Below are 26,862 nucleotides of genomic sequence, written 5' to 3' on the forward strand. Positions count from 1 at the left end.
ATTCTTCTATTTCCTCATCATTTAAATAAACTTGTGCTGTGCTCATAAAATATTCTTTTAATTAATACTTCTTTTTTTAGAGATCCAATATTATCAAGTCCCGAAGGCATAAATTACTCTTCACCATCAAACTGCCAATACACATCGCCCCAATCACTTTCAAAATCAGGAAAAACATCTCCCAAGTTAAAGTATTGACGTGAGTTCACTTTAGCAACTGTAAACCAATAACCCTGTTGAGGACATTTTTCCCCAGCTTTAATTGAAAATTTATTATGATTTTCAAGAAAATTTATTACTGAAGTTTTGAGCTTGAATTTGTGATAAAATTCAACCAAATCTTTAGGGTAATATAAGTATTCATGTAAGACAGTATCATTCTCTATCTCTAACAGAATAACAGCGCACGCTGCTTCAAAAGCCCAGTATCCATAATAGCCACCTTCTGATTTATGAGTATCATGCCAAGGCGCACCTGATAAATCTTTGTACCAATTCTTTAAAAACTTACGGACAAAAGCTAAAGAAATTTCATTATCTTGATTTGAAAAGGCTTCACATAATAATAAGTAAGGTTTTGGTACTAATACTGTTGAACAATCATATCTATTTTCATCTGAAAAAGATAAATACTCTTCAATTAGCCAATCTTGAGCAACATTTTCTCTCATTTCTCCGTCAATTAATTTCGCAACTCTAGGTAGCAAATCCTTTCGGTGGAGTAAATAACACAAACTGATTAACCAAATACATGGACAATAGCCATCAATAGTAAATAATTCAAAAACTGGTAAGTTTATATTTTTATGATAACTTCTTAATTTACTTCCATATTGCTCATAATAGTCAATAACTATTTCAATTTGGCTTCTAATAAAAGGTAAACTATTGCCAGCTGTATATTCCAATATAAGCAGATTTAAATAGTCCTCTGCTACGATAGCATAAGAGTATACCCATCTTTCTTCTATTGAATCACCAACACCTGTAGGATTTACTTTAAAAGTTTCAATAGTGTTCAGAGTTTCCGCCTTTAATGTTTCATACATTTGAGGTGTAAGAAATTGTTGTCTTTTTATATTAACTAAATCCATTTTATGCCCAAAAACTGCCCCGAAGGGCATATTTTCACTTATTCTTCACCGTCAAACTGCCAATATACATCCCCCCAATCACTTTCAAAATCAGGGAATATTTCCCCTTGTTTAAAGTATTTACGAGTGTTTTCCTTGGCTACACTGAACCAATAACCTGATTGAGGACATTTTTTACCTGCTTGAATTGATACTTTTTGATATTTAGTTAGGAGGTCAATTTCAGCACTACTAGGTTTAAATGTACGATAGAACTCTATTAAGTCTTTAGGATAATAGAGGTATTCATGAAATTCTTTATCATTTTCTATTTCTAATAGAATAACAGCACAAGCTGCTTCAAAAGCCCAATATCCATAATATCCACCCTCTGATTTATGGGTATCATGCCATGGAGCTCCAGATAAATCTTTATACCATTTTTTTAAAAATTTGTTTAAATGCTTGAATGAAACTTTATTATCTTGGGTCACAAATGCATTGGATAACTCAAAATAAGGATTTGAAAAAAGGACATCTGAACAATCAAAACGGTTATCGTCATTAAAAGCCAAAAATTCCTCTACAATCCAATCTTTCCCTCCATTTTCTTGATCCTCTCCATCAACAAGGTTAGCTACCAACGGTAGTAAATCAGTTCTTTTTAATAAATAACAAAGGCTGATAATCCATATATATACACAATAGTCATCTAAAATTTCGATGTCAAAAACACTAAAATTATTATTTTTATAATAGGCTCTTTGTTTTAAAGAGAGTTCCTTGAATAATTCAATTACTTTATCAAATTCTAAGCGTAAATACTCAATCGGTTTACCAGCAGTATAGTCCAAAATAAGCAAATCAAACTGATATCTAGACGCTATCGAATAAGAGTCTATCCATCCTGCTTCGATATCATCATCATCATTTGATTCACTTAAAAAACTTTCTATGGCGCTGACAAGCTCACTCCTTGTAGATTGATAGTAACTTTCATCTAAAAATTGTTGTCTACGATTAAACTTAAATTCCATCATAAATAAATTTCCAATTATTTATTATTAACAACGATACTAATGTCTTTATCAGTCCAAACCTTTGTAGCTGTATGAATAGAATGTTCTTTATCAGTTACTGTTTGTTTAGATAAGAATTTAATTAATGCAACAGCATGTTCTACTACCTGCAATCCACTAAAAAAAATAACATATCTTTCATATCTTCTTTTTTTCAATATTATTGGAGCTAGCTTAATTCCTACTGATTTAACAAGACGATTTGTTATCCAATGATGGCTCATTTGAACTACTTTTCCACTAGAATCTCTATATTTTTCGCCACCTAAAGTTAGATTACGATTAGTTGAACTAGTGTTAGTACGGTTTCTAGAAGTTCTGCCAGATCTTTGTTGTTGTTGAGGTATTGATTTATCAATACCATTTTTATCATTAGCATCACCTAATAAATCTCTAAGTGAAGCAGCAGGATTTTGGCTACATTTAGCCTCAATAATTGCATATGGTTTTGCGTCATTATTATTTTTCTTCCAAACTCCATCTATACCACGCCCTCTACTTTTAATAGAAAATAGATTTACCATTTCCCCATTATCATTCAATTTATGAGAGTTTTTCGTTCCTATCTTATCATGTGTTGAAGTTCCCCAGCCTTTAATTTCTTGGCAATAGTAATCTGCCATATGCTCACCTAGAATACCTTTAAATTTATTAGATAAATTAGTTATAGCTGTTTGGCCTATTGACGAATTATTGGTACTGTTAGATTTGCCCTGATTTGTATTGTTTGCTTTTTGTCCACCATTTGCTGGAGAATTTGGCTTATTTGTTTGGTTCTTAGAATTTTTATTTGCATCTGCTGAAGTTTTTCTACTTTTTATTAGCCAGCCATCAACTTCCTTTTTAAATTCTTGTAATTGTTTACCTAAATTTTTTCGAATCTGATCAACATTTTTACGAGCTTCAGGGCTTAGCTGATTTAATACTTTAGGGTTTGTCAGTATCTTATCCAAATTTTTTTGTAATGCATTTAGATCTAGACACTTACGTATCAATTGCTCAGGATCACCTTTCCCTAGTTTTCGGATACCATCTAAAATACTATCCATTGGTAAAGCGCCTTTTTTGACACTTTTTAATGACATTTTGACAGCATCCCCACCACCTGGAACTAAGCCAATTAATGCTGTAATAAGATCAAACCATCCAGCAGGGCTAGCTGGATTTGCAGATAAAATGATAATCGCTTTAATAATATCTCTCGCGTCTACCAATTGACCTAAAACAGGTACACACCCAATTACCGTCTCCGCTAAAATTGCCCAACCACCAGTACTTTCACCTTTAAAGAAAGTCATAGTGTCTTTTTTTAAACTTTGTAGCCATCCACCGGGAACAGAATCTACAGAACGTTTATATTTAGCGACAGAGCCCATTATTTCGCTCCATTCTGTAAGTTATTTGTAAGTTTTTGATATGCTTCTTCATCTAATAGTGACCAAATATCATCGTCAATAGTGTCTGTATCTTCAATTTCTGCATCTAGGTCATCGGGAATGTCTTTTTTAAACTCTGACGGATCTTCCCCATAATAAATTTCAGATTTTCCTTTAGGTACATTTTCTAATTTAGCGTACCCTTTATCATCTAAAGTACCTTCTCTGTAACTTCCATCTTCAAAAAAGACTTTAAAAGGAGCCCCTTTAACTGGTGATAAATCATCATAATGGTAGTTCAATTCCATCCAATTTTGCATTTCACCTAATAATGGTAAAGTAATATTTTTTGGTTGAGCCGTACTTCCACCTGTAAATAAATGCTGCCCAGCCTTAACCTCAAACTTTCCACCCGTGGTAGGGAATATGCCAGAACCATTAATCTTGAGCTGTGATCCGCCTCCAGTCAGGATTATTTCTTTAGGACTGGTGATATAAACTACATCTTCCGTGGAAATAATTTGAATACCTTTTCGGGCAATCAGATCTGCCCCATCTCCTTGGGCTTGGATTTCAACTTTGCCTTTGCCTGCATAAGCTCGTAAGCCTTCTTGTGCTGCAAATAGACTGATCTTGCTTTGTGCATGGGCAATTAAGGATTTTTGACTGCTGAGGTTGATGCTATCCCCTGCACTTTGGCTGATCTGTCCATCTGCTGAAAGATGAACATCTTCCTGACTACTTACAGCAATTGAGTTTGGTGCAGATAAAATCATTAAGGCTTGTTTAAAGGCATCCGCCTTTTCTTTACTGCCTTTTTCGATTTGCCGAAGGAAGTTTTTTAAATTATCCAAGACTTCAAGTGGGTCAGTTTGTTGGTTTTTCGCCACTTCACTTAAGGCTTTACTGCTGTTTAAGTTGGCTTCGATTTGTTCTTTCGCCGCTTGTGCGTCGAGGTGCATTGCCGCTGCTTGTTGTTGTGGGTGTGTGCTGACAAGTAGCCCCTGTCCTGCACGTACTGCGCCCCATTGGTCGGTTCTCAGTTCAAAGCCTTCACCTCGCCCTGCACTTTCTGCGGTTTCTTTGGGATGACTAAGGTTACCGAGGTTAAGCTGAGTGGCACCATGGGTACTTTGTAATTGTGTTGATATTTGTCCAGTCGTGTCATCAAAGCGCAGTTGTCCAAAGCCTTCCCCTTGGACTTCCTTACTTTTTATTCCAGCTAGTTTTTTGGTGTTTGGCAGTTTGCCTTTACTATCAAATTGGGTCGGACTGCGCTGTGCTTCATGTATACGTCCCACCACAAATGGTCGGTCGATATTACCGTCAAAGAAATCGATGACCACGATTTCATTAATGCGTGGCAAGAAGCGTGCGCCATAGCCTTCACCGGCCCATGGAGTCAGTACATCTACCCATGCAGAGTCCGTGTCATTGTCATTGCTGCCTGCACCGCCATCATGGCTGTGGTCATCTCCACGGGTAAATAAGAAGCGGACTTTGATACGTCCCCATTCATCGACATGTATTTCTTCACCACTTGGTCCAACGACTTTGGCGCGTTGCGGGTGGGTGCTTGGACGGTGTTCGAGTGGGTTATATGCAGGAACGGTCGCAATATTGCGGCGTTGTAATGTGAGCTGATTGGCCTGACGCTCGGCCTGTTCATGGATCGGTTTAATGTTCCACTGACTTTGTTCAATCAGTTGATTAACTTGTTCAGTAAGGTCTTTGGGTAAGTTATTTTGGTTATAGAATTTCTTTTCTGTAATTAAAAATTGTTTGTCTGCACCACTATGTTGATCAATTTCAGGGTGTTCATTCAGTTCAAACCAATAACCCACTTGGGTATCACGCACGGTCGATTGTGCATTGAATTTTTTTGATTGTAGCTCGTGATAGCGCGTTAGGTTTTGATTCAGTTTTTCAATTTGGCTATTGGATGAAGCGGTAGCTTGGTCTTCGCCTTTTAAGTCTTGCATCCATGCAGGGCTGATATGCCATGCTTGTTCCAAACTTAAGCTGGCATTGTCTTGGCTTTGGCTATGCTGATGTTTACTTTGAACTGAACCTGCGCCTTCTTCTTGGCTGAGTCCATCGGCTTGCCAGCGCTGCACATGGACCGCAGTCGGTTGAATGCTACGCTCACCGATCAAGCTGGTGATGCTGTCTTGTTTTTCTGTGGCGCTAGAGCGATGAAAGCGGATGCTACGACGGCTGAGTGCTTGATATTGGCTATTGTCATCAATCAGGCGAAGTTTTTGTTTTTCAATTGGCGCTGAGGAATGCGGCACTTTCAACTGTGCTTCATCGATGAGCCAGTTGATACCCTCACTGCGCCAAAGACGCGTTAAAAAGTCATAATCGCTTTCATTCGACTGCATGATGAAAGGTCGTACATCATAGTTCTGACTTAAACCGCTTAGATCTAGCGTTAGACTGGCAGCAAAGAGCGGACTTTTGCTTTGCCATTCTTTAAAGAGAGTTTCACTGACATCGCGAACAGATTTGTTCATAAACACACGGCTGTTCCTGCGTTTATGCCACAGCGATGTTGCATCCTCTAAAGTGAGTTTATACAGCGTGAGTGAACCGTCACTCTGGCCTTGGGTGGCTTCGGTAATAATACCCGTGGTGCGGAAGAGTTCGCCCTGATCGGTCACTTGATCAACGGCGACTTGTACGCCAATAAATTGTTTTAGTGGAATAAGTGCATTCGTAGATAGGCAAATCAAAGTCGCTTGCAGGCCTTGGTTTAAGACATGCTCCCCATCAATACGTTGAATAAAAAGCTCGTCATTCAACGCAGGGTTGGAAAATTGCACATGAATGGCACGTTTTTGGGCGGATAGACCCAATTGTTCTAATACAGCAAATATTTTGCCTAACATAATAAAAATTCTAAATTGTAATCATGGAAATAATTTTGCTGCTAGTTTAGTCAAATTCATCAATAAACTTAATGCTTAAAACCATAGAAGATGTTTCGTTATGTAAAATCCACGATTCAAAAATTCACTTAAAAATAAAAAGCGGAGAACCCACTCACTAATTACTTCTTGCATATAAAATATTCACCAAATGGTCTTAGACCATGTACTTGCACCCAACGAACAGCGTCATGCACGCAACTGTAAAAATAGTTTTATCGTCTAATTAACATCGAGCTTAATGATCAATTTTTTAATATTATCTTTAAAAATAGTGGATTAATTTAAATTTAAGCTAGATTAAAAAACACACAAACCTTTCTTTCCTGTCTTGTAATTCACCTAAGATCCCCTATAATTCAAAAAAAACAGACAAGTCTGTCTATTTTGCTGCAAAAACCGAATGAATTTAACATTCAGAGGGTAACAATATAAATGAGAGAAAACGTATAAAACGTTCGAAATTCAAATCATTGACTTAAGCTAACAAAGTGAATGATTTGAACGCACAATTGTCAGCAAAGCGCGATTACCCAAATAATCGCGCTTTTTATTTTCTTAGAATCTTAAAGCATGTGAAAAAAATTGATGGTTAATCATTACAAATAAGTCGTCGCTAGATTTAAAAACCCCGATGCCTACAAGCAAATTTTAAGCGGTCAATTCCAAACGAATTAAGGTTTCAACTCGCTTCCAATAATCTGCTAAATGCATTTGGTTGGGGTCAATTTGGGCTTGGATGGTCATGCCATCCAAAATACTACACAGAAATGCAGCGAGTTGTTCAGTTTGCTGAATGCCCAGATTTTGCAAGGCAGTACTTAGTTTTGATTTAAGCCAGTCTTTATAATCGATCGCAGTTTGTACTGACGAAGGATAAACTTTAGATATTTCTTCTACTGCTTTTTGAAACATACAACCATTAAAATCTGCAGTATGAAACCAAGCATCGTACCAAGCAAAAATGGTTTTAATATGCGAAAGATGGTCTTCTGGATCACATTTTGCAATAGCAGCTTCAAGTGATTCCTGTAAATTAAGATTTCGAATCACGAGACATTCTTCAATTAATTTGGCTTTAGAGGGGAAATATTTATAAAACGTCATTTTAGCAACGCCCGATTCCCCAATAATTCGATCTATACCAATCGAGTTATAGCTATAAGAATTGAAGAGTTGGAGCGCAACGTTAATGATGTCTTGCTTTTTCGACATTTAATTTACCTGATGCACCAATGGGGCCTAAACATAAAGCTTTCAAGGTAGAAAACCTAATTTTTAAACATGATTTTCGCGCGCTATTGTAAAGCATAACTTAATTGGAGTCTGTAGATAAAACCTCAGCACCCTATTAAATACAGTCTGATTTCAGATGATTTATCGAATTAGCAGTCAGGAAAATTTCGTATAAAACTGACTGCTATTTTAATTTCAACTAGCGATTTAACGACTATTCATCTGCGTTAAAAACATGGATAAAATGAATGCCATTAACGGTGGATTTAAGAGTAAGTATTTTAAGAGCAAGGGGTACTCAGAATATCTTTTTGCTTACGCTCTTGCAGTGCTTTTCGAATCACCTGATAACCACCCGTTAAACCTAAGATCGCCATGATTGCGGCCACGATCAAATCTGGCCATAGACTGCCTGTACCAAACACCCCGACTGCAGCCAAGATCACTGCGACATTACCAATCGCATCATTACGGCTACATAGCCAAACGGATTGCATATTGGAGTCACCTTCACGGAAGGCATATAAGACGTATGCACAGATGACATTAGCGACTAAGGCCAGAATACCAATCACACCCATGGTGATTGGTTCAGGAGCGATCCCATTGGCATAGGCATAGAGCACTTTGGCAATCACAACGATCCCAAACGCTGCCATGACAAAACCTTTCACCAAGGCAACTGTTGCACGCCAATATAAACTGGCGCCAAGCACGGCTAATGAAACCCCATAATTTACAGCATCACCAAAGAAATCCAGCGAGTCCGCCCAAAGCGCAGAAGAATGTGCATAAGCCCCACCAATCAGCTCCACCAAAAACATCATGGCGTTAATGATTAAGGCAATCCAAAGTGCGATACGAAATTTACTGTTGGGTTTGTTTGGTGCTGGCTCATGACTACATGTACATGCCATAAATGTGCTCCAATTTTAAAATCAATGGATTTGTATTACTCTTATTCAAAACTATGGACTCACTCCAAGGTCAAGCATGAACGTACAAAAACATTATTTGATTAAAGAATTGTCCACCAAATCTGGGGTAAGCATTGACAGTATTCGCTTTTATGAAAAGAAAAAACTGCTGAAACCTAGCTTCCGCGCAGACAACAATTATCGCTATTATGATGAAGAAATGTACAAACGTTTGGTTTTTATTAAGCGCTGTCGAAACCTCGATATTTCTCTCACCGAGATTCAAACCCTGCTTGAACTTGAGCAATCCCCTACGCAAAGCTGTCATGCTGTGAATGAATTAATTGACAATCACATTCGTCAAGTTTCTGAAAAAATTAAAGAATTAGAAAATTTTAAAATACAGTTAAGTAAGCTCCGTGCTAGCTGTAATGAAACCAGTCAAATTAATGATTGCCAAATTTTAAAACATTTGGAAAACGGAATATCTTGAAAACCCAACTAAAATACTTGGTTGAATCCTTTTTTTAGATCACTACAATAAAGCCATAAATTTTTTATGCCTTTATTGACATGACGATTCAACACGTAACCGAACTCCTCTCACCTGCTGGCTCTTTAAAAAATATGCGCTACGCTTTTGCTTATGGCGCAGATGCCGTGTATGCAGGTCAGCCGCGATATAGCTTACGTGTGCGCAATAATGCTTTCGACCATGACAATTTAAAAATTGGCATTGAAGAAGCTCATGCCTTAGGGAAAAAGTTTTATGTGGTGGTAAACATCCAACCGCATAACTCAAAACTGAAAAATTTCATCCGTGACCTTGAACCTGTGGTTGCCATGAATCCTGATGCACTGATCATGTCTGACCCTGGTCTAATCATGATGGTGCGTGAACATTTTCCAGAAGTGTCCATTCATTTGTCTGTCCAAGCCAATGCGGTGAACTGGGCAACGGTTAAATTTTGGAAAAATATGGGACTGACACGTGTCATTCTGTCACGTGAATTATCAATCGAAGAAATTGAAGAAATTAAACACAATGTACCTGATATGGAAATTGAAGTTTTCGTACATGGTGCATTATGTATGGCTTACTCCGGTCGTTGCTTACTTTCTGGCTATATGAATAAACGTGATGCAAACCAAGGTGCATGTACCAATGCATGCCGATGGGATTATAAAATTCACGATGCAGTTGAAGATGAAACTGGTGATGTTATTCCAGTCACACAAATTAAAGAATCATCATGCTGCAATAATAAAAATGCCGATGAGCAACACGCCCTAGAACAACACCAATTCGGCGAGCCGGTTTTATTACAACGCAATGAAGAAGACATGTTTGCTGCCGAAGAAGATGAACATGGCACTTATTTCATGAACTCGAAAGACTTGCGTGCTGTACAGCATGTTGACCGTTTAACCAAAATGGGCATTCATTCTTTAAAAATTGAAGGCCGTACCAAGTCTTATTTCTACTGTGCGCGTACCGCTCAAATTTATCGTAAAGCCATCGATGATGCCCTTTCTGGTAAACCATTTGACCCTGCTCTCATGTCTCAGCTTGAAGGTCTTGCGAACCGTGGTTATACCGAAGGTTTTCTACGCCGCCATGTACATAGTGAATATCAAAACTATGAAACCGGCTCTTCACGTTTTGATCATCAACAGTTTGTAGGTGAAGTCTTAGAACGCAATGGTGACTCTCTTAAAATCGAAGTGAAAAACCGTTTTGTTGTAGGTGATTCTTTAGAACTGATGACCACTTCAGGCAACATCACCTTCGTTTTAACTGAAATGAAAGATAAAAAAGGTAATCTAATCGACGATGCCAAAGGTTCAGGTCATATCGTGGATATTCCTGTACCTGCCGATGTGGATATGCGATACGCCTTACTGATTCGTAACTTACCCAATTCGACAGTGGATATTTCGGCTTCAACTTTAGCTTATCAGGCTTGAGTTTACTTTATGGCTTTGTTGATTACAGACAAATGCATCAATTGTGACATGTGTCTACCTGAATGTCCCAATGATGCCATTTATGAAGGCTCAAAGATTTATGAAATCGATGTCGCACGTTGTACTGAATGCGTCGGTTTCTATGCGCACCAAACTTGTGTTTCAGTTTGTCCGATTGAGTGCATTGTGCCTCATCCTGAACATGTGGAGACAGATGAGCAGTTAATGGAGAAGTTTAAAGGCTTGAATTTATTTAAATCTTAAATTCGTGATGTGATTGGTATATTAATTGCTTACTCCGCTTTATATTTTATAGAGAAACAACCTTGGGGAAAGTATAAAAATAAGGTTGTAAAACAAAAATAGCTGGGCAACGAATAGGATTCAAAATGTGTGGGGACATTTTTGAATCCTAATTTTGCAGACAAAAAAAGGAACTCCGGTGTTAGCATCCAAAGTTCCTGTAAAACGAGAATATTAAGAAAAATAATATTCAAATGACAACATTCAGCGCGGCCAGCGTGTTTCTCGAAACACACTGGCCTTTCTTTTATTGACCCGAACGGATGATGTAATCAAAAGCAGACAATGAAGCTTTCGCGCCTTCACCTGTTGCAATGATGATTTGTTTGTACGGTACTGTTGTACAGTCACCTGCAGCAAATACACCTTTCACATTGGTTTCGTTACGCTCGTTAATTACGATCTCACCACGGTTTGAAAGTTCAACCGCTGTTTCTTTTAAGAAATCAGTATTTGGTAACAAACCGATTTGTACAAAGATACCTGCCAATTCAATCGTTTTGATTTCATCTGTTGCACGGTCTTTGTAGTTCAGTGCAGTCACTTGTGAACCATCACCAACTACTTCTGTAGACAATGCATTCATGATCACAGTCGTATTCGGTAAGCTGTTTAACTTGTCTTGAAGGACTTGGTCAGCACGAAGCTTAGTATCAAACTCAACTAGCGTTACATGTTCCACAATACCTGCAAGGTCAATCGCCGCTTCGACACCTGAGTTACCACCACCGATCACTGCAACACGTTTACCTTTAAACAATGGACCGTCACAGTGTGGGCAGTATGCAACACCACGAGTACGGTATTCTTGTTCACCCGGAACGTTCATTTCTCTCCAGCGTGCACCTGTTGAAAGAATCACTGTTTTAGATTCAAGTTTTGCACCATTCTCTAAAGTCACTTCAACCAAGCCATTGGCTGTTTCATCTGCACCTTTGATGTCAGATACACGTTGCAAGTTCATGATGTCCACACCGTACTCACGTACATGTGCTTCCATTTCAGCAGCAAACTTAGGACCTTGGGTCTTTTGAATCGACGTGAAGTTCTCAATGTCCATAGTATCCATGACCTGACCGCCCATGCGTTCAGCCACGATACCGGTTTTAATACCTTTACGTGCTGCATAGATTGCAGAAGTATTACCTGCAGGGCCACCACCAATCACAAGGACATCAAATGCTTCTTTGGCATTTAGCTTTTCAGCATCTTTTACAGCAGAGTTGGTGTCTAATTTGGCAATGATTTCTTCCAAGGTCATACGACCTTGACCGATGTGATTGCCGTCTTGGAATACCATCGGTACAGCCATGATTTTGCGTTCTTCCACTTCGTCTTGGAAGAATGCACCATCAATCATGGTTGCAGTTGTACCTGGGTTGTAAATTGCGATCAAGTTAAGTGCTTGAACCACGTCAGGACAGTTATGGCAGCTTAAAGATACAAACACATCAAAGTCAGTTTTAAGACCTAGACCTTTGATAGTGTTCAGTACTTCGTCAGAAACTTTCGGTGCATAACCTGAAGTTTGTAGCAAAGCTAGAATCAAGGACGTGAACTCATGGCCCATCGGCAAACCTGCGAAGAATACACGTGGTGTTTCACCTGCTTTTGCAATACCAAAGCTTGGCGCACGGCTGTTGTTACCATCAAAACGTGCAGTCACTAAATCAGATAAGGCAGCAACTTCAGTTACCAATTCTTTAATTTTGTCTGATTTGTCAGTACCGTTTAAAGTCGCGACGATTTCAATCGGGCCTTCAAGGCGTTCAAGTAAGGTTTTTAATTGAGCAGAAGTATTTTGATCTAACATTGCTAACGTCTCCAGAGGAGTAAATTTATTTGATGAGAGAATGATAGAACAAACCATTAAATAGGTGAAACGGTTTGTTTTTATAAAATTAATCGGTTTTACAAATCAAATAGTTAAATTTCTTTCTAAATCATGAATATATGTTCGCATATTAACATTAAAATGATTTATTCGCACACATATATCGTGATAAATTCCTCATTTTTTTCTTTTTTATTGAAATCACACCAAGCCTGCGCAAGACATACGCACGACCTGATCAATTACAAAATCTTTATAAAGCTTTAAGTTTCATTTCAGCAAGTCGGCTTTAAATCAAAGGAAATATCAGATGATTTGACTGCTTTTGAGTTCCACCAATAAAGCCGCAATCAATCCCTTGCATCAATCAGCCATCGATCTAGAAGTATAAAATCAACAGTGAGCAGAATAATGAAAATTGAATTTGTCTTTGATATTGTTTATCCCATGAGTTATGTCGCATTTCAAAAGTTAAAACAAAACTGGAATGAACATACCGCAACCCGTGTAGAGCTATTGCCGATTCAACGCGTTCCTGAAATTCCTGAACAAGGCTTAGATGTGCTGTAGTATTTAACCACTAAGTATGGCGCAAGTGCAGCAAATCGAAAACTCGAAATGACAAAGTTTGCCGCTTATAGCGAAGATGTGATTGTCAATATTGAGCACATGAAACGTATGCCAAACAGTCAACTGGCTCATCAAGGTATTTTGGCCTTGGACAATATTCTGGATCAATATGCCCTGACTCAAGCCTTATTATTCCATGCATTATTTGCACACGGTCAAAATATTGCTGATATTCAGGTTTTAAAAAGCATCATTGAAGGCATTGGTTTAGATGGCTCAAAAGTACTACGCTCAATTCAACATAAAGATATTGCAGACCGTCAGCATGAAATTACACAATATGTAAAATCAAAGGGACAGCACCCCATTCCTTTTTACCTTGTGGATGGCGAAGTGAATGATCAGACTTTTTCTACACAGGAACTTCGACAACTGTTTCATCGCGCAAGTTAATCTACCCAAGATCAAAAATCCCCATACAATGTGATGGGGATTTTTATTCTGAGCAATGCAATGATCTAAAAAGAAAATAGGCCTGTTAATGAAGTCCCTGCTCAATTCGATTAATCCGTGATTTGAAATGCTGAGATAGTAGATACAAAATTAAGCTCAAAACCAGCGTGAGTACCATCACGACGATCAACACCCAACGTACAACAACTTCTACTACATTGGCTTGCTGAACTTGTTTTTCCACGCTTTGCGCCATCGGTGTCATGGTTTTATCAAATAGCTGATTTTGCATTGCCCAGAGCTGTTCAGGCTGAAAACCGTATTCACGGAATTTTGCTGGATTTTGTTGCTCGGCATTGATTAAGGATTGCACCAAAGGAATTGCTGTCGCACGATCTACAGGCTTATGCATCAAAGCAGCTTGTGCAAGTAAATAGGCTTGCACGGGTTTTGCCAATTGTGCATCTTCCATCTCGAAAGCCAGCTGGCTTTCTTGAATATTTTTTTCATAATGTACCAATTTTTGATCTGCTGCACGGTCATCATGATTAAGGTCATATTGCACATAAGTTAAGCCTGACCAAAGCACGATAAACGATAAAATCCAGCCGACAAATTTCAATACAAAAGATTGGAATCGAATTCTAAAAAATTGAAATTTCTTTAGAAATCCAACCAAGAAAAATGCGCCAATAAATGAAACGATAAGTTTGAGAAATAACCAACCAATAAAGGATAAAAAATTTGAAAAATAGTCGGAGGACTCACCGAGTTGATATGCCAAATCACCTGCACTGACGGGAATATGCAGTTGCTGTACGCTAGAACTTAGGCCAAAAAAGCTATAAACCATATCATGCTGAATAAACAACATCACAGCTGAAACGATCAGCACAGAAACACTGGTTAAGGTCAATAACGTCAAATTGCGTTGACGCTTCTTAATGGTTTGAAGCCCTGTTTCCAGTTGCTGCGGATTTAGCGCATATTCATCAATGGGAGGCAAAGACATACTCCTTCAGATTATATTTTCACCTCCCTCACCGTTTATGAAGAAGGGTTTGAACCACTCGATTCAATTACTAAATGATTCAAATTGTTTTGTAAGGCACGAATACGTGTCGTCGCTTCTTCACGCTTTTGTACACCTTCTTTCTGAATTTGAATCACATCATTAACGGTTTTAATGAGGGTATTTTGCACATGTTCAAGTGTGTCAATATCAATCACTGAACGCTGATTGGCTTTCGCTGTATCGACAGAGTTTTGATGCAACAAATCTGCATTGCGTTTTAACAGGTCATTGGTCGCATCATCAATGCTATTTGCCAATTGCACGCTGTTCTTTTGTTCTTGCAATGAAATCGCCAAGCTAATTTGGTTTTTCCAAGCCGGTAAGGTGATATTTTTAATAGCATAAAATTTATCAACCAACATCAAATTGTTGGATTGAATAATACGAATCATCGGCAAGGTCTGCATCGCAGACTGTTGCAAGATCTGTAAATCACTCACACGTTTTTCAAGATTATTTGCCAAATGATTGAGGTCATAGATTTTTTGCGTAGTGGTTTGATCTTGAACTTGAGTGGTTAAGCTTGCAATTTCCTGTTGAATTTCTTGCTCTTTCAACTTACCTGCGGCGATATACACACCTAATTGTTTATATTCGTCTTGTACGCCTTCAAACATTTTATCTAAGGTATTTACACGCGCTTTTAAGCCATTTTGCGAAGTTTCAATTTCTTTAACTAAAGCATCAATTTGCTCTTTAGTGGTATTAAAGTGCTGATCAAAACTTTGCTTGGCACCTTTAAATTTACTCAGTAAACCACCAAAAAATCCTGAGCTTTTCGATTTATTTAAAATGCTCGTGGTATTCAATTGCTGTGCGACTTGTACCACCTGATTGAGCTTTTGACCTGTCGCATCCAGATCTTTATTTTGCACCAAATTTAATAATTCATCGGTATAGGTCGACGTCTTGGTGGCAATGTTTTTACCATATTCGGCAACACTATTATGACTTAAATCTGCCAATTCCTTACGTGCAGCTTCGACTTCGTGAAAATCGGAAGTTTGTAAGCCAATTTCCTGTAAATTGAGTTGCTGAAACTTTTCTTCAGTCAATTCTTTACTTACTTCAACGGGTAAATTTTTGGCATCTAAATCGGTCATAACTCACCTTATATTTCTAAGACTTAGAGGAATTCTCTAATGATTTTTTTAAAGTTTTAATCAAATTTTCACGGCTATTATCAAGCTTTTCCAATGAACTTGTCGAGTTACTTTGACGACTTTGTTTCACATGATATTGCCATGCCGGAATCAACACTTGCTGAGCTTCCTTATATCGATCTAATAAACCAAAAGAAAGCTGCTGAGAAAGCTGCATTTGTGTAATTGCAATATCATTACTGGCTTGTAAGGTTTGCAACGTATTCACCTTTTTCGATAAGCGTTCTGCAAAGTTATCAAGCGGATGCTGATTTTTAACAAACTGTGGGTATTCCAGCAAAAATTCTTCAGCCGCGACGATATAGCGCGCCATTTGCTCACGTAAACCCTGTAATTGATTAAAACGTGCTTGGGACTTTTGAATTTCTAACTGTAATTTTTGGCTCAGATGATTTGCCCGATCAAGCAATTGATCCAAATTTTTATAATATTCAACTTGTCCTGAACCGTACTCCAAATCAATGCCTAACCATTTTTGCAAGGCATTAAATTTGCGTGTTTTTAAATATTTTTTTGAATTGGCTAAGGCTTGAATCAACTGCTCAATGGTTTGACTAAGTTGCTTCGTCAACTGAGGGTCAACACCATCTAGCAGTACCGACTGTGCTTGAATTAATTGATCTGCATAATGATTTAGACGATATTGATCGGTCAGTAATGGCACAAGGTCATTCCGCTTAATCGAAAGCACTTCCGCCCGATCTACCGTAATATCCTTTAACGGCACCAATACATCAATTTGTGACATAGCCAATTAAACTCAATAAAATCATTTTTATACTACAAGTTTTGCCATAAAAGTCTTGTAGTATTTTGCAAAAAATACATCTATTTCATCAGTCAAATTTCGCCATCAAACTCAACCGTTGCCTATAGATCCGCCTAAGCAGCCATACAGCATCATTTCCACTGATATGATGACCTACACAGATGAATTCAAGCTTAAGACACCCAAAGATTCAATCTAGATTTAAATTAAACAACTGACTCTACATGAATTATTATCAAAATTATCGTAAAATTTAATTCATATACTTTAGAACCAAATAATAGATCAATAATTTTAGAGGCTTAAATGGAACGTTTTTTCCATAATACAATGTATGCTGCACGTTGGATTCTGGCTCCCGTGTACTTTGGTTTATCCTTTGCACTGCTACTGCTCGCGATTAAATTTTTCCAAGAAGTCATTCATGTCCTTCCGCATATTTTAGAATATTCAGAAGCTGACCTGATTTTAGTCATCCTCTCTTTGGTCGATATGACTATGGTGGGTGGACTGATTGTAATGGTGATGTTTTCAGGCTATGAAAACTTTGTTTCGCAATTAAAAATTAATGAATCGACCAATCGCTTGAACTGGCTCGGCACCATGGATGCCAATTCATTAAAACTCAAAGTTGCAGCATCAATCGTGGCAATTTCTTCGATTCATTTATTACGTATTTTTATGGATGCGAAAAACATCCCTAATGACAAAATCATGTGGTACATCATCATGCATTTAACCTTTGTTTTTTCTGCTTTTATGATGGGATATTTGGATAAAATCAGTAAGCACTAATCTAAAAACAAGTCCAATGAAGCCATTTGCGATCATGGCTTCTCGTCAAATTTTAAATCTAGTTATTCATCTAGTTCACTCATTTGCCTTAAACGCTCAAGATCCAAGATCACGATTTGTCCATAATTCCACGCGATCACCTGTGTTTGAACAAATTGCTGTAAATGTTTATTCAACGTTTGCCGTGAAATATTAAAAGACTCTGCAAATTCCTGCTGACTGAGTCTCAAAGGAATTTCCTGCCGACATCCATATTGCTCATAGAGTCGAATCAAATGTCTAGCAATACGCTGCTCTAGCGTTGCCGTTCGCAAATAACGATTATGCTCAAACATCAAATACATGCGTCGACTGAGAGATTGCACGACATTCCAAAGCGCCTGCGAATCACACTGTAAAACCGCTATAAACGTTGTTCCAGAAATGATTGCCACCTCGACGTGTGTCGCAGCAAAATAATCATAATTCAAAGGCTTTTGTTGTAAGAGTGCGACAAAATTAAATACCGACTGACGACGAATATAGTCATTGACAATCAATTCACCATTGTTTTGCAACCAACCAATTTGTAGCGTACCTGAAAGCAAAATATAAATATCTTGCACGATTTGTTGTTGTTTTAAGATGTGCTTCTGTGCATGAAACCGTGAATATTTCACCTGTTGCACAAGCTGTTCTAAAGTCTGATCTCTAAAGCCCTGAAAGATGTCTTCATTACGCAAAATTTGCAACAAATGCTGTTGGGTGGTGTTCTTTTGATCGCTCACGTCTATAAAAAAATGCCTAAGATCTCATTGATCTTAGGCAAGTGCTGAAAAATGTAAAACCATTGTTTTTCGCATTATTTATCTGTTTTTATGCTGTTTTAAATGACGCTCTAATACTTAAGATGCTTTCTCATAAATACGACCTGCTTCAGAACGCAAGTTTGAAATGTCGGTGTTTTGAATATTTTTCAGTACAGTACTCGGCTGACCATTTACATTGACAGGCACATCGCCCTCGATAGTGACACGTGAGGCGATACGTAGCTCATCGCCATAGTCATTGATGGCACGGTGCTGCGTCGCACGATTGTCCCAAATCGCAACATCACCAACCGCCCAGCGCCAACGCACAATATTTTCCCATTGCACGATTTGCTCTTGAAACAGTTCAAATAGGCGTCGTGACTGTGCCGGACTATATCCAATGAAGCGTTTAAAGAAGTGACCCAAAACCAAACTTTTTTCACCTGTTTCAGGATGTACACGCACCAAAGGATGCTCGGTTTCTACTTCTACCGCGGTACGGAATAAGTGGCGACCTTCTTCATTGTACTGACCTTTCGGTGTTGCATAGTCATAACTGTTGCTATGCACCGCGCGTAATTGTTCCGCCAACTTTTGCAGCTCAGGACTTAAATCTTCATAAGCGGTCACGGTATTGGCCCAAACCGTATCGCCACCATGTTCAGGTGCAACTACATTTCTTAAAATTGTGGCTTTAGGATAATTGGGCAAAAACGTAATATCGGTATGCCACGAGTCTGCACGCCCACCACGTGAGTCAATTGACAAAGTATGTGCTGTACCATCTTTGAGTGGCACACTTGGGTGATTCAACGGATTACCTAAAAGTCGTGCAAAGGCTTCTTGTTCTAGATCTGTGAGATCTTGCTGTCCACGCACAAATACAACTTTATATTTTAATAATGCATGATTAAATTCATCGACCACGCTTTTGTCTAAACTTCCAGACAACTGAATGCCAGAAATTTCGGCACCAATACGACCGGTTACAGGTTTTACTTCAATATGCTGATATTGATAGTCTGGATTGTAATGATTCGATTCTAATTGTGTCATAGGGCTCTACCTTATTCTTCAAATTATTAAGCAACGATGGTGTTGTTGAAATAAAGTGTGCCGACTTCGTGCCCATGACTCTGTCAATTATTTGACAGTTTTCCCAAGTTAAACTGCTATGGTTGTAATGAAATCTGCTTAACAACATTTGCACATTTCATATCTAAAAATGCAATAAATAAAAAATAAAAAAGCCATCGGTATCGATGGCTTTGTGTGCGGATTTTATCTGTATATCACAGCGGAATTATAGATAATTCCCTTCACGCTCAGGTTGATAGAGCACTTTAATGATTTTGACTTTCATGGTATGACCATCAGGCTGCGGCCATTCTATTTCCTGCCCTTCAGCCAAACCTAAAATGGCAGCGCCCACTGGAGCCAAAACATTGACTTGACCTTTATCGCCACGAAAATCATGTGGATAGACCAGTGTAATTTCGGTTGCTTCTGTCGCAGGTGCAATGTTAATGAGAACCTTGGCATTCATACTCACCACATTAGCAGGGACATCTTGTGGAGCAACCACTTCAGCGCGCGCCATCTCATCTTCCAAATGCTCCATCGTCGGCGTCAACTTAGACTGATGCTCCAACATGGTTTCTAAGCGATGTAAATCTTGTTCTGAAAGAATAATATTGGGTTTTTTCATATAAAGTTCCTTTGCGACCTTGCCAACAGATCTATAGCGATGGGCAAATTTTTTGTTATCTCTTATTCCGTTATAACAGAAATATAAATGTTTAGATAACTTTTGAATTTTTCTGATGACATAAAAAAAGCCCCCTTGAGGGGGCTTTTCTCAAGTCTGTTTTATTTTGCGTAAACTGGGAATTTAGCGCAAACAGCAGCAACTTTTTCTTTCACTGCAGCAATCACAGCTTCGTCACCTTTGCTGTCTAGAACGTCAGCGATCCAGCCTGCAAGGTCACGTACTTCAGCTTCGCCAAAACCACGTGTTGTTACAGCAGGAGTACCGATCCGGATACCAGAAGTCACGAATGGAGAACGTGGATCGTTTGGTACTGAGTTTTTGTTCACAGTAATGTGAGCAGCACCTAACCAAGCATCGGCATCTTTACCAGTAATGTCTTGTTTAATTAAAGATAATAAGAACAAATGGTTCTTAGTACCGCCAGAAACAACATCATAACCACGTTCGATTAGAACTTCAGCCATTGCTTGCGCATTCTTAACAACTTGTTGTTGGTAAGCTTTATATTCAGGCGCCATTGCTTCTTTGAAGCAGATCGCTTTAGCCGCTACAGCGTGAACTAAAGGACCACCTTGGTTACCTGGGAATACAGCTGATTGTAATTTTTTCTCGATTTCTTCGTTTGCTTTCGCAAGGATTAAACCAGAACGTGGACCACGAAGTGTTTTATGAGTAGTCGTTGTTGTTACGTCAGCAATTTGTACTGGGCTTGGGTAAACACCAGCAGCAACAAGACCAGCTACGTGAGCCATATCTACGAATAAGTAAGCACCAACTTTGTCCGCGATATCTCGGAAACGTTGCCAATCAACAACTTGGCTATACGCAGAGAAACCAGCCACGATCATTTTTGGCTTGTGTTCTTCAGCTAAACGTTCAACTTCTTCATAGTCGATTTCGCCAGTTTCTGGGTTCAAACCGTATTGAATTGCGTTGTAAGTTTTACCAGAGAAGCTAACTTTAGCACCGTGAGTCAAGTGACCACCGTGAGCCAAGCTCATACCTAAAACTGTATCGCCTGGGTTAAGTAGCGCAAGGTAAACTGCAGAGTTTGCTTGTGAACCAGCGTGTGGTTGAACGTTTGCATAATCTGCACCAAACAATTCTTTAGCACGGTCAATGGCCAATTGTTCGATCACGTCTACATACTCGCAACCGCCGTAGTAGCGTTTACCAGGGTAGCCTTCTGCATATTTGTTAGTAAGTTTTGAACCTTGAGCTTCCATTACTGCAGGTGAACAGTAGTTTTCTGAAGCGATTAACTCAATGTGCGCTTCTTGGCGAGCATCTTCATTCGAGATCGCTTGAGCTAATTCAGGGTCAAATTGAGCAATAGAGGTGTTGGCAAACATTAGCGAGGTCCTATTAAATTAGGGCTTTTAAGCCGTGCTAAGATTGGCGCGTATTGTAGCATGAAGTTTTAGAAATGAGAGAGGGAAGTTTGTGCTGTTTTTAAATAAATAATGCCCGTGTTGAATCTGCACGAGCATTATTTAAGTCAAATCAACTTATTGATTTGGCATGAGAGTCTCTACATCTTGCACAAAATTTGCCAGATTATCGGTATAAATAGTAAGATGATCTGCTGTCGCTTGCTCACGATAGTCAATCGATGTTCCCGGCTTAGCAAGGCTAATCATAAATTTAGTCGCATCTGCTGGAATGGTCTGATCGGCTTTACCTTGATAAATGATGATCGGCGTTTTCACCGCTGTCGTTAAAGGCTGTGAACCTTCACTCATAAATTTTTGGATTGGCTTTAAAGTTAAGAAATCAGACTGCGTGCGTCCATAGTTATCCAAAGTCGTGTTCTGACTCGCATAACTGAGCATGTCATCTTGAATTAACTTGGTTAACTCACCTGAACACACTGTTTCAGCCTGAGGTGCAATCGCAGCCAGATGTCCACTAAATACTTTTGAATAATCCACACTGTTTTTATGCCCTTGCATACCCGCAATAATCTGCGCAGTAAAACTGTCTAAAGGTGCATAAATCATACTTTGCACAGTTGCAGGTTTACCTTCCGCTAACTTCTCGCCTGCGTCAAGAATGAGCGCAAGATTATTTGCAGGTGCTATGGCAATCGTTCCCTTATAGTTTAAGTCAGCACGCGATGCGAATTCAGCTGCACCTAACACGGCTTGACCACCTTGAGAATGCCCGATTGACACCCAATCCTTCGACACCGTTTTACCTTGGCTGGTTAAATAACTTCGAGCAGCGACAACGGCATCGGTAATCGAAAAGGCTTCACTTTTTAGATTCAGATAAGGATGGTTTTCACGTCCACTAGGTTCCCCTAATCCTTCATAATCGGGTGCCACAACGACATAACCCTTTGCCAATAACATTTGCAATAAATATTCAGTGCCTTGCAAACCTTGTCGGCTCGGAGCGCATTTATCAGCCACACCGGTCGTTCCATGTGCCCAAGCCACAATTTTCCAACCACCTGCCGGAGCAACAGTTTTTGGGGTAAAGACTAAGGCTGTGGCTTGAACAACTTTGCCATCTACTCCTAGCATTTTATAGGTCATCAAACGGCTGTCTGCACTCACAGCAGACATATTGTCTTGACTATAGGCGGTTGTAGTTACCACTGGATTTTTGATCTGATTGAGATCAGCGTTTGTTTCAGGGTTACTAAATTGTTGGTCATTACTATCATTACCGCAGGCTGCTAAAAATAGCGCACTGCTGACTAAAACCGTTAAACGCAGCATTTTCATTCCATGATCATTTTGTTTGTTGTTTTAAAGTCAATTTTTCATTGAATATGAATCATTAAATACATGGAACAAACTTTTGTTCAAGCCTAATTTTTAAGCAACTACTCTTATTTTAATATACTAAAATAACCTTGAATTAACACTTTGTTTTAACTTGATATTAATCAACAGTATCCGAATACATCAGCCACCCCGATCTCAGAAAAATGGCTGAACTTATATTTCTGATCATTGGATACAGATTGGGCTATTTTTCGGAGGTTAAAGCAAAATGTAAAATCAACAAAAATGCTGTACCCCCTGCCAACTACACAAACATATGCACAAAAGTAAAGCCGAAAAACCACCATGCCATTGATCGTGAACATACTCTAGTGCTTAATCCACTTAGCGACATTTTGGGATATCAAGATGGACAAAAGCCTTTAAAACAAGTCGATTTAGAAGATGGTTTAGCTTTATCCCGCTGTAAAGGTTTTATTTCGGCAGATGCGATAAAAGCAGATTATTTAAACACTGCGCAGCCATCTTCATAATATTCCTACAAATAATCACAGCATGGGTTTGTCAGTGTGGATGTGATAATGTACATTCATAAACATTATTCAACATGCTGGAACTGGACATGCAAGCCATCATTCTCGACACAGAAACCCATACACTAAATGGACAACCCATCGAGATTGCCTATGCTCCAATTCAGGTGGCAGATGCCAAAATTACCCTAGATAAATCTAAAATTTTTGATCAACTTTATCGTTGTGATGAAGCAATTTCTTTTGCAGCAATGGCTGTACATCATATTTTAGAATCAGATCTTGAAGGTCAGCCCCACTACAGCAGTTTTGAACTCCCATCAGAGACGACATACATCATTGGGCATAATATCGACTACGATATTCGAGCGCTCGAAAAATGCGGTGTAGATAGTTCAAAAATCAAAGCCATTTGTACCCTTGCGCTAGCTCGTCGTGTTTGGCCTGATGCAGAAGCGCATAATATTTCTGCCTTGATATATATGATCACCAAAGGCAGTGGAAAAGCCCGTGAAATGATCCGTAAAGCTCACCGCGCAGATATGGATATTATTTTAACTGCCAATATTTTGATGCATATTGTGCATCAATTAAAAATCAACAGCATCGAAGAATTATACGAAGCTTCGGAAGATGCACGCATTCCACGCAGTATTAATTTTGGTAAACACCGTGGTACTGCAATTGCTGAATTACCTGCGGACTATGTGCAATGGCTATTACGTCAAGATGACTTAGACCCGTACCTACGTAAAGCTTTAGAAAATTCTGCTGTCATTACTTTATAAATCATTGATTATTTAATATTTTCTTAATATTACTGTCATTATTACTGCATAGGATTGCCTTAATTCTTTTGAGCTATGGAATTAAGGCATGTTCAACTATCAAAAAACTGAGCTGGGTTTTCAAACATTAAAAGACCGACAGCTCGCATTAAATGCAAGACAACGTCGTCTGCTACTCTTAATTGGTACTGATGACTTTAACCAAATGCCTGTGCATTATCAGCAGCGCATTGCTGAAGTGACATTGCTTGAGCAACTAATGGAACTTGGGCTGATTCAGCCAATTACAGCACATGATCATCTACGCCTTCAAAGCTCAGATTTTTCTGCTTTTAATACTCCTAAAAAAGCGCCTAGCAATACGTCCGATCTCAATACCTTTAGCCTTGCATCCGATTTCACAGCGCAAGAACATGTGACTTTTAATGAACTTTCAATGCCTACAATGGAAGTTCCTCAGACTCAGACTCAGCACGCACTGACGAACAACCTACCAATGGAGGCGATGGGCTCTACACCCCATCAACTCCCACAAGCCATACCTGAAAACATAACATCAAACAACCCTGTATTAGCAGAACAAATCATTGATTTCATCGAGCATGATTTTGATGAGTTACAGAGCTTTATGTGCAGTTACTTACAGCGTTATTGTGGGCTGATGGCAAAAAAATTAATGCTTAATATTCAACAGGCCACGGACATTGCAGAATTAAAAGCCTGTCAGATGCAATGGATCACCTGTCTAAATGAATCCAATATTCAACCTAAACTCTTACAACATGCATTACAGCAAATTAATTACAGTATAAAAAATCTGCAACAACTGGTTTGACTTAGAGACTTTTCCTCACTTCTCATTCAAAAAACAACTTAATGAGGTGAGTTATTTTTCAAACATATCAATATAAGAAATTGAATTATATTAACTTTATTGATTTACTTATTTCTTTTATAGTTTTAACTGCTGTTTTATACGACCTTCCCCTAATGTCAATCAACAGTAAAAAATCGCAAGAATAAAACCGACCTCCTAGCGTTTGAGCATGTCAATGTCACAACAGTTTTGTTTAGAATTTGATTCTTTCGATAATCCTATGCAACTCAGCAAAATTGGCAATTGGGTATTTACCTTCTTAACCTCACAAGACGAATTGCCTAATGTTCAATTGGCCATTACCTATGTCATGCCACGAAAAATTAGTGACGAATTACAACCTCGACGTGTGGTCATTCAAAATACAGCCATTGAAACAATTTGGCGTATAGAACAAGTTGAATGCTTCAACAGCCAAACGAACCAAGAACTCACCTTTACAGCAGCGGAACCTCAAGCTCAATTGGTTTTAAACAGTATCATTGAAGAATTTGCCCGTTATGATGTCCCATTGGTATTCAAGCCGCTTTAATTTAAAGCGAATTCCAACTTATTTTTCATAAAGATTTAAGCTGTCTCAATGATTTAACCAAAGTTACCTAGACAGACATTAAATGAAAAATAATCCATACAGATTAATATTGCTCAATTCGTATACACTATTCCTGCTCAATAATTTTTGACCACGGATAATAAAAATGAACTTAGCCAATTATTCTAATGATCAGGCACTCATCCTTTTCAACCTATATAGCAGCCTAGAACAATGTCTAGATGCGATTGGACATTTGCACCTTGGACCAAAACTGGTGCTGACCGACCATGATGTATCAAAAGATCATATGATCGTACAACGTTTTCAAGCTGGTGTTTTAACTCAAGAAATCCAAGTACGTAAACAAGACGTTGAACTGTCTTCTAGCAACCCGATGACACGCTATCAGTTACTGTCTTATATTTTGAATCAATTTAAAGCAGATCAAATAGCTTAAAGTTCTATCTCTAAAAAAAAACTCACCATTAAGGTGAGTTTTTTATTCATTCAATTTAAGCTTCTAAAAGCTTGTAAATACTGTCCGATTTTTGACTTTCAAAAAGTAATTCGATACTGGGTAGGATGATTTCACCTGCAATAATGATATGTTCAATGCGATGAAACAGCGCTCTTGAATCTTCTTCTGAAGGATTACGCACCAAAGCTTGTGCTTCATAAACCTGACTAAATTGGTCCTTCACTTTAATATCGATCATCTGTGTCATAGTGACGTCTCTACTTGTTTTAATAATTGAATTGTTTATATCACACCTTTACGCAACAACCTGCTTTGTAAATGTTAGATTTCATGGCAATGTAAACTTATTTTACTTTAGTAAATATATATCAATAACATAGATTGACTATTTAATTATTGTTTGACAAAAACACTATATTTTCACATTTTGAAAGACATTAAAAAGCCCGCATTGCTGCGGGCTCTATGTTGGAAGGCTAGTGCTGATTTCTTGTCTGTAATATTCAAAAACATCTTAAATATTACTAAACTCAACGAGCTGTCATTGATCCGTCCAACCTATTAGTAGCGTCTTGCTTATGACCTACTGTGATTTAAATATAGCACTTTTTTATCCCTTGCCAAGGGGTCGTGACACTTCTAAACATTTGATCAAATAAAATACAATTGATATTTTTTCAAAATAAGCGATCATAGCTCTGCCCACTGATTGGGAGTGTTGTGAATAACTCAGCCATTAAATAAAATTCAATAATATCAATAAACCATTATTCTTTTTTCTTACTTTCAATTCAGCCTGTAAATACGCTGACA

Annotated in this window: 27 protein-coding genes; 11 read left to right on the plus strand and 16 right to left on the minus strand. The window is 38.4% G+C overall.

Annotation, left to right across the window (positions count from 1 at the left end; translation table 11 throughout):
- Positions 1-113: 113 nt before the first annotated feature.
- The 6 genes from MST17_RS10810 to MST17_RS10835 all read right to left on the minus strand — a co-directional run bounded on the left by MST17_RS10810 (position 114) and on the right by MST17_RS10835 (position 8,611).
- Positions 114-1,094, minus strand: a complete 981-nt coding sequence (locus tag MST17_RS10810; RefSeq protein ID WP_180010880.1) for a PoNe immunity protein domain-containing protein — start codon at positions 1,092-1,094, stop codon at positions 114-116.
- 38 nt (positions 1,095-1,132) lie between these two features.
- On the minus strand, positions 1,133-2,113 hold the full coding sequence (locus MST17_RS10815) for a PoNe immunity protein domain-containing protein (protein ID WP_180009470.1): 981 nt from the start codon (positions 2,111-2,113) through the stop codon (positions 1,133-1,135).
- Positions 2,114-2,127: 14 nt separating this feature from the next.
- Positions 2,128-3,528, minus strand: a complete 1,401-nt coding sequence (locus MST17_RS10820; RefSeq protein WP_180009471.1) for a hypothetical protein — start codon at positions 3,526-3,528, stop codon at positions 2,128-2,130.
- Positions 3,528-6,419, minus strand: a complete 2,892-nt coding sequence (locus MST17_RS10825) for a type VI secretion system Vgr family protein (protein ID WP_257246859.1) — start codon at positions 6,417-6,419, stop codon at positions 3,528-3,530. The genes MST17_RS10820 and MST17_RS10825 overlap by 1 nt, the downstream gene beginning before the upstream one ends.
- Before the next feature lie 690 nt (positions 6,420-7,109).
- Entirely contained in the window at positions 7,110-7,673 is a 564-nt protein-coding gene (locus tag MST17_RS10830) for a TetR/AcrR family transcriptional regulator (protein ID WP_180027372.1), read from the minus strand.
- 302 nt (positions 7,674-7,975) lie between these two features.
- Positions 7,976-8,611, minus strand: coding sequence for a cation transporter (locus MST17_RS10835; protein ID WP_180009473.1), 636 nt, complete (start codon positions 8,609-8,611; stop codon positions 7,976-7,978).
- Between the two features lie 76 nt (positions 8,612-8,687).
- Between MST17_RS10835 and MST17_RS10840 the strand changes: the two genes are divergently transcribed.
- The 3 genes from MST17_RS10840 to MST17_RS10850 all read left to right on the plus strand — a co-directional run bounded on the left by MST17_RS10840 (position 8,688) and on the right by MST17_RS10850 (position 10,843).
- Positions 8,688-9,104, plus strand: coding sequence for a Cd(II)/Pb(II)-responsive transcriptional regulator (locus MST17_RS10840; RefSeq protein ID WP_168379319.1), 417 nt, complete (start codon positions 8,688-8,690; stop codon positions 9,102-9,104).
- 80 nt (positions 9,105-9,184) lie between these two features.
- Positions 9,185-10,579, plus strand: a complete 1,395-nt coding sequence (yegQ, locus tag MST17_RS10845) for a tRNA 5-hydroxyuridine modification protein YegQ (RefSeq protein ID WP_180010889.1) — start codon at positions 9,185-9,187, stop codon at positions 10,577-10,579.
- Positions 10,580-10,588: 9 nt separating this feature from the next.
- Positions 10,589-10,843, plus strand: coding sequence for a YfhL family 4Fe-4S dicluster ferredoxin (locus tag MST17_RS10850; RefSeq protein ID WP_180009475.1), 255 nt, complete (start codon positions 10,589-10,591; stop codon positions 10,841-10,843).
- Between the two features lie 286 nt (positions 10,844-11,129).
- On the opposite strand, the gene ahpF is transcribed toward MST17_RS10850, so the two are convergent.
- A complete protein-coding gene (gene ahpF, locus MST17_RS10855) occupies positions 11,130-12,695 on the minus strand; it encodes an alkyl hydroperoxide reductase subunit F (protein ID WP_257246857.1) in 1,566 nt (521 codons plus the stop codon).
- Between the two features lie 432 nt (positions 12,696-13,127).
- On the opposite strand from ahpF, the gene MST17_RS10860 reads away from it, so the two are divergent.
- Both MST17_RS10860 and MST17_RS10865 read left to right on the plus strand, forming a co-directional pair.
- Positions 13,128-13,286, plus strand: a complete 159-nt coding sequence (locus MST17_RS10860; RefSeq protein WP_257222656.1) for a hypothetical protein — start codon at positions 13,128-13,130, stop codon at positions 13,284-13,286.
- Positions 13,287-13,334: 48 nt separating this feature from the next.
- Complete coding sequence (locus MST17_RS10865; RefSeq protein ID WP_257222706.1) at positions 13,335-13,739, plus strand: DsbA family protein; 405 nt, start codon at positions 13,335-13,337, stop codon at positions 13,737-13,739.
- An 85-nt stretch (positions 13,740-13,824) separates the two neighbouring features.
- Here MST17_RS10865 and MST17_RS10870 read toward each other — a convergent pair whose 3' ends face one another.
- From MST17_RS10870 to MST17_RS10880, 3 genes are read right to left on the minus strand one after another with little or no spacing between them, the layout of a single operon-like run.
- Positions 13,825-14,745, minus strand: coding sequence for a hypothetical protein (locus MST17_RS10870; protein ID WP_180026831.1), 921 nt, complete (start codon positions 14,743-14,745; stop codon positions 13,825-13,827).
- Between the two features lie 41 nt (positions 14,746-14,786).
- The gene (locus MST17_RS10875) at positions 14,787-15,917 is read right to left on the minus strand and encodes a toxic anion resistance protein (RefSeq protein WP_180009477.1); all 1,131 of its coding nucleotides are present in this window, start codon (positions 15,915-15,917) and stop codon (positions 14,787-14,789) included.
- Positions 15,918-15,933: 16 nt separating this feature from the next.
- Positions 15,934-16,725 (minus strand): tellurium resistance protein, encoded by a 792-nt coding sequence (locus MST17_RS10880; protein WP_078189121.1) that lies wholly within the window; start codon positions 16,723-16,725, stop codon positions 15,934-15,936.
- A 327-nt stretch (positions 16,726-17,052) separates the two neighbouring features.
- Here MST17_RS10880 and MST17_RS10885 point away from each other — a divergent pair, with 327 nt between their 5' ends.
- Complete coding sequence (locus MST17_RS10885) at positions 17,053-17,541, plus strand: TIGR00645 family protein (RefSeq protein WP_078189122.1); 489 nt, start codon at positions 17,053-17,055, stop codon at positions 17,539-17,541.
- A 62-nt stretch (positions 17,542-17,603) separates the two neighbouring features.
- Here MST17_RS10885 and MST17_RS10890 read toward each other — a convergent pair whose 3' ends face one another.
- The 5 genes from MST17_RS10890 to MST17_RS10910 all read right to left on the minus strand — a co-directional run bounded on the left by MST17_RS10890 (position 17,604) and on the right by MST17_RS10910 (position 22,835).
- On the minus strand, positions 17,604-18,308 hold the full coding sequence (locus MST17_RS10890) for a Crp/Fnr family transcriptional regulator (RefSeq protein WP_180026801.1): 705 nt from the start codon (positions 18,306-18,308) through the stop codon (positions 17,604-17,606).
- Positions 18,309-18,425: 117 nt separating this feature from the next.
- Positions 18,426-19,388 (minus strand): TauD/TfdA family dioxygenase, encoded by a 963-nt coding sequence (locus MST17_RS10895; protein ID WP_180026802.1) that lies wholly within the window; start codon positions 19,386-19,388, stop codon positions 18,426-18,428.
- A 247-nt stretch (positions 19,389-19,635) separates the two neighbouring features.
- A complete protein-coding gene (rnk, locus tag MST17_RS10900; protein ID WP_078192900.1) occupies positions 19,636-20,040 on the minus strand; it encodes a nucleoside diphosphate kinase regulator in 405 nt (134 codons plus the stop codon).
- A 161-nt stretch (positions 20,041-20,201) separates the two neighbouring features.
- Entirely contained in the window at positions 20,202-21,455 is a 1,254-nt protein-coding gene (gene glyA / locus MST17_RS10905; protein WP_111885761.1) for a serine hydroxymethyltransferase, read from the minus strand.
- Positions 21,456-21,611: 156 nt separating this feature from the next.
- Positions 21,612-22,835 (minus strand): alpha/beta fold hydrolase, encoded by a 1,224-nt coding sequence (locus MST17_RS10910; RefSeq protein ID WP_180026803.1) that lies wholly within the window; start codon positions 22,833-22,835, stop codon positions 21,612-21,614.
- A gap of 242 nt (positions 22,836-23,077) precedes the next feature.
- Between MST17_RS10910 and MST17_RS10915 the strand changes: the two genes are divergently transcribed.
- The 5 genes from MST17_RS10915 (at position 23,078) to MST17_RS10935 (ending at position 26,028) form a co-directional block, all read left to right on the plus strand.
- Complete coding sequence (locus tag MST17_RS10915) at positions 23,078-23,371, plus strand: hypothetical protein (RefSeq protein WP_180026804.1); 294 nt, start codon at positions 23,078-23,080, stop codon at positions 23,369-23,371.
- 89 nt (positions 23,372-23,460) lie between these two features.
- Positions 23,461-24,159, plus strand: a complete 699-nt coding sequence (locus MST17_RS10920; RefSeq protein ID WP_180026805.1) for a 3'-5' exonuclease — start codon at positions 23,461-23,463, stop codon at positions 24,157-24,159.
- Between the two features lie 88 nt (positions 24,160-24,247).
- Positions 24,248-24,994 carry a hypothetical protein gene (locus tag MST17_RS10925; RefSeq protein ID WP_180026806.1) on the plus strand — a complete coding sequence of 249 codons (747 nt, stop codon included), beginning with the start codon at positions 24,248-24,250 and terminating at the stop codon, positions 24,992-24,994.
- A gap of 217 nt (positions 24,995-25,211) precedes the next feature.
- Positions 25,212-25,568, plus strand: a complete 357-nt coding sequence (locus MST17_RS10930; protein WP_180008268.1) for a hypothetical protein — start codon at positions 25,212-25,214, stop codon at positions 25,566-25,568.
- Positions 25,569-25,734: 166 nt separating this feature from the next.
- On the plus strand, positions 25,735-26,028 hold the full coding sequence (locus MST17_RS10935) for a hypothetical protein (protein WP_180004201.1): 294 nt from the start codon (positions 25,735-25,737) through the stop codon (positions 26,026-26,028).
- Positions 26,029-26,083: 55 nt separating this feature from the next.
- Here MST17_RS10935 and MST17_RS10940 read toward each other — a convergent pair whose 3' ends face one another.
- Complete coding sequence (locus MST17_RS10940; protein ID WP_078189132.1) at positions 26,084-26,296, minus strand: hypothetical protein; 213 nt, start codon at positions 26,294-26,296, stop codon at positions 26,084-26,086.
- Between the last annotated feature and the right edge of the window lie 566 nt (positions 26,297-26,862).

This window comes from Acinetobacter sp. YH16056_T, from assembly GCF_024605895.1.
In the GTDB taxonomy this organism is placed as follows: Bacteria; Pseudomonadota; Gammaproteobacteria; order Pseudomonadales; family Moraxellaceae; genus Acinetobacter; species Acinetobacter amyesii.

Coding starts and splice junctions, on each gene's coding strand:
- MST17_RS10810 (WP_180010880.1), bottom strand. CDS start 1,094: ATGGATTTAGTTAATATAAAAAGACAACAATTTCTTACACCTCAAATG.
- MST17_RS10815 (WP_180009470.1), bottom strand. CDS start 2,113: ATGATGGAATTTAAGTTTAATCGTAGACAACAATTTTTAGATGAAAGT.
- MST17_RS10820 (WP_180009471.1), bottom strand. CDS start 3,528: ATGGGCTCTGTCGCTAAATATAAACGTTCTGTAGATTCTGTTCCCGGT.
- MST17_RS10825 (WP_257246859.1), bottom strand. CDS start 6,419: ATGTTAGGCAAAATATTTGCTGTATTAGAACAATTGGGTCTATCCGCC.
- MST17_RS10830 (WP_180027372.1), bottom strand. CDS start 7,673: ATGTCGAAAAAGCAAGACATCATTAACGTTGCGCTCCAACTCTTCAAT.
- MST17_RS10835 (WP_180009473.1), bottom strand. CDS start 8,611: ATGGCATGTACATGTAGTCATGAGCCAGCACCAAACAAACCCAACAGT.
- MST17_RS10840 (WP_168379319.1), top strand. CDS start 8,688: ATGAACGTACAAAAACATTATTTGATTAAAGAATTGTCCACCAAATCT.
- yegQ (WP_180010889.1), top strand. CDS start 9,185: ATGACGATTCAACACGTAACCGAACTCCTCTCACCTGCTGGCTCTTTA.
- MST17_RS10850 (WP_180009475.1), top strand. CDS start 10,589: ATGGCTTTGTTGATTACAGACAAATGCATCAATTGTGACATGTGTCTA.
- ahpF (WP_257246857.1), bottom strand. CDS start 12,695: ATGTTAGATCAAAATACTTCTGCTCAATTAAAAACCTTACTTGAACGC.
- MST17_RS10860 (WP_257222656.1), top strand. CDS start 13,128: ATGAAAATTGAATTTGTCTTTGATATTGTTTATCCCATGAGTTATGTC.
- MST17_RS10865 (WP_257222706.1), top strand. CDS start 13,335: ATGACAAAGTTTGCCGCTTATAGCGAAGATGTGATTGTCAATATTGAG.
- MST17_RS10875 (WP_180009477.1), bottom strand. CDS start 15,917: ATGACCGATTTAGATGCCAAAAATTTACCCGTTGAAGTAAGTAAAGAA.
- MST17_RS10880 (WP_078189121.1), bottom strand. CDS start 16,725: ATGTCACAAATTGATGTATTGGTGCCGTTAAAGGATATTACGGTAGAT.
- MST17_RS10885 (WP_078189122.1), top strand. CDS start 17,053: ATGGAACGTTTTTTCCATAATACAATGTATGCTGCACGTTGGATTCTG.
- MST17_RS10895 (WP_180026802.1), bottom strand. CDS start 19,388: ATGACACAATTAGAATCGAATCATTACAATCCAGACTATCAATATCAG.
- rnk (WP_078192900.1), bottom strand. CDS start 20,040: ATGAAAAAACCCAATATTATTCTTTCAGAACAAGATTTACATCGCTTA.
- glyA (WP_111885761.1), bottom strand. CDS start 21,455: ATGTTTGCCAACACCTCTATTGCTCAATTTGACCCTGAATTAGCTCAA.
- MST17_RS10910 (WP_180026803.1), bottom strand. CDS start 22,835: ATGAAAATGCTGCGTTTAACGGTTTTAGTCAGCAGTGCGCTATTTTTA.
- MST17_RS10920 (WP_180026805.1), top strand. CDS start 23,461: ATGCAAGCCATCATTCTCGACACAGAAACCCATACACTAAATGGACAA.
- MST17_RS10925 (WP_180026806.1), top strand. CDS start 24,248: ATGTTCAACTATCAAAAAACTGAGCTGGGTTTTCAAACATTAAAAGAC.
- MST17_RS10930 (WP_180008268.1), top strand. CDS start 25,212: ATGTCACAACAGTTTTGTTTAGAATTTGATTCTTTCGATAATCCTATG.
- MST17_RS10935 (WP_180004201.1), top strand. CDS start 25,735: ATGAACTTAGCCAATTATTCTAATGATCAGGCACTCATCCTTTTCAAC.
- MST17_RS10940 (WP_078189132.1), bottom strand. CDS start 26,296: ATGACACAGATGATCGATATTAAAGTGAAGGACCAATTTAGTCAGGTT.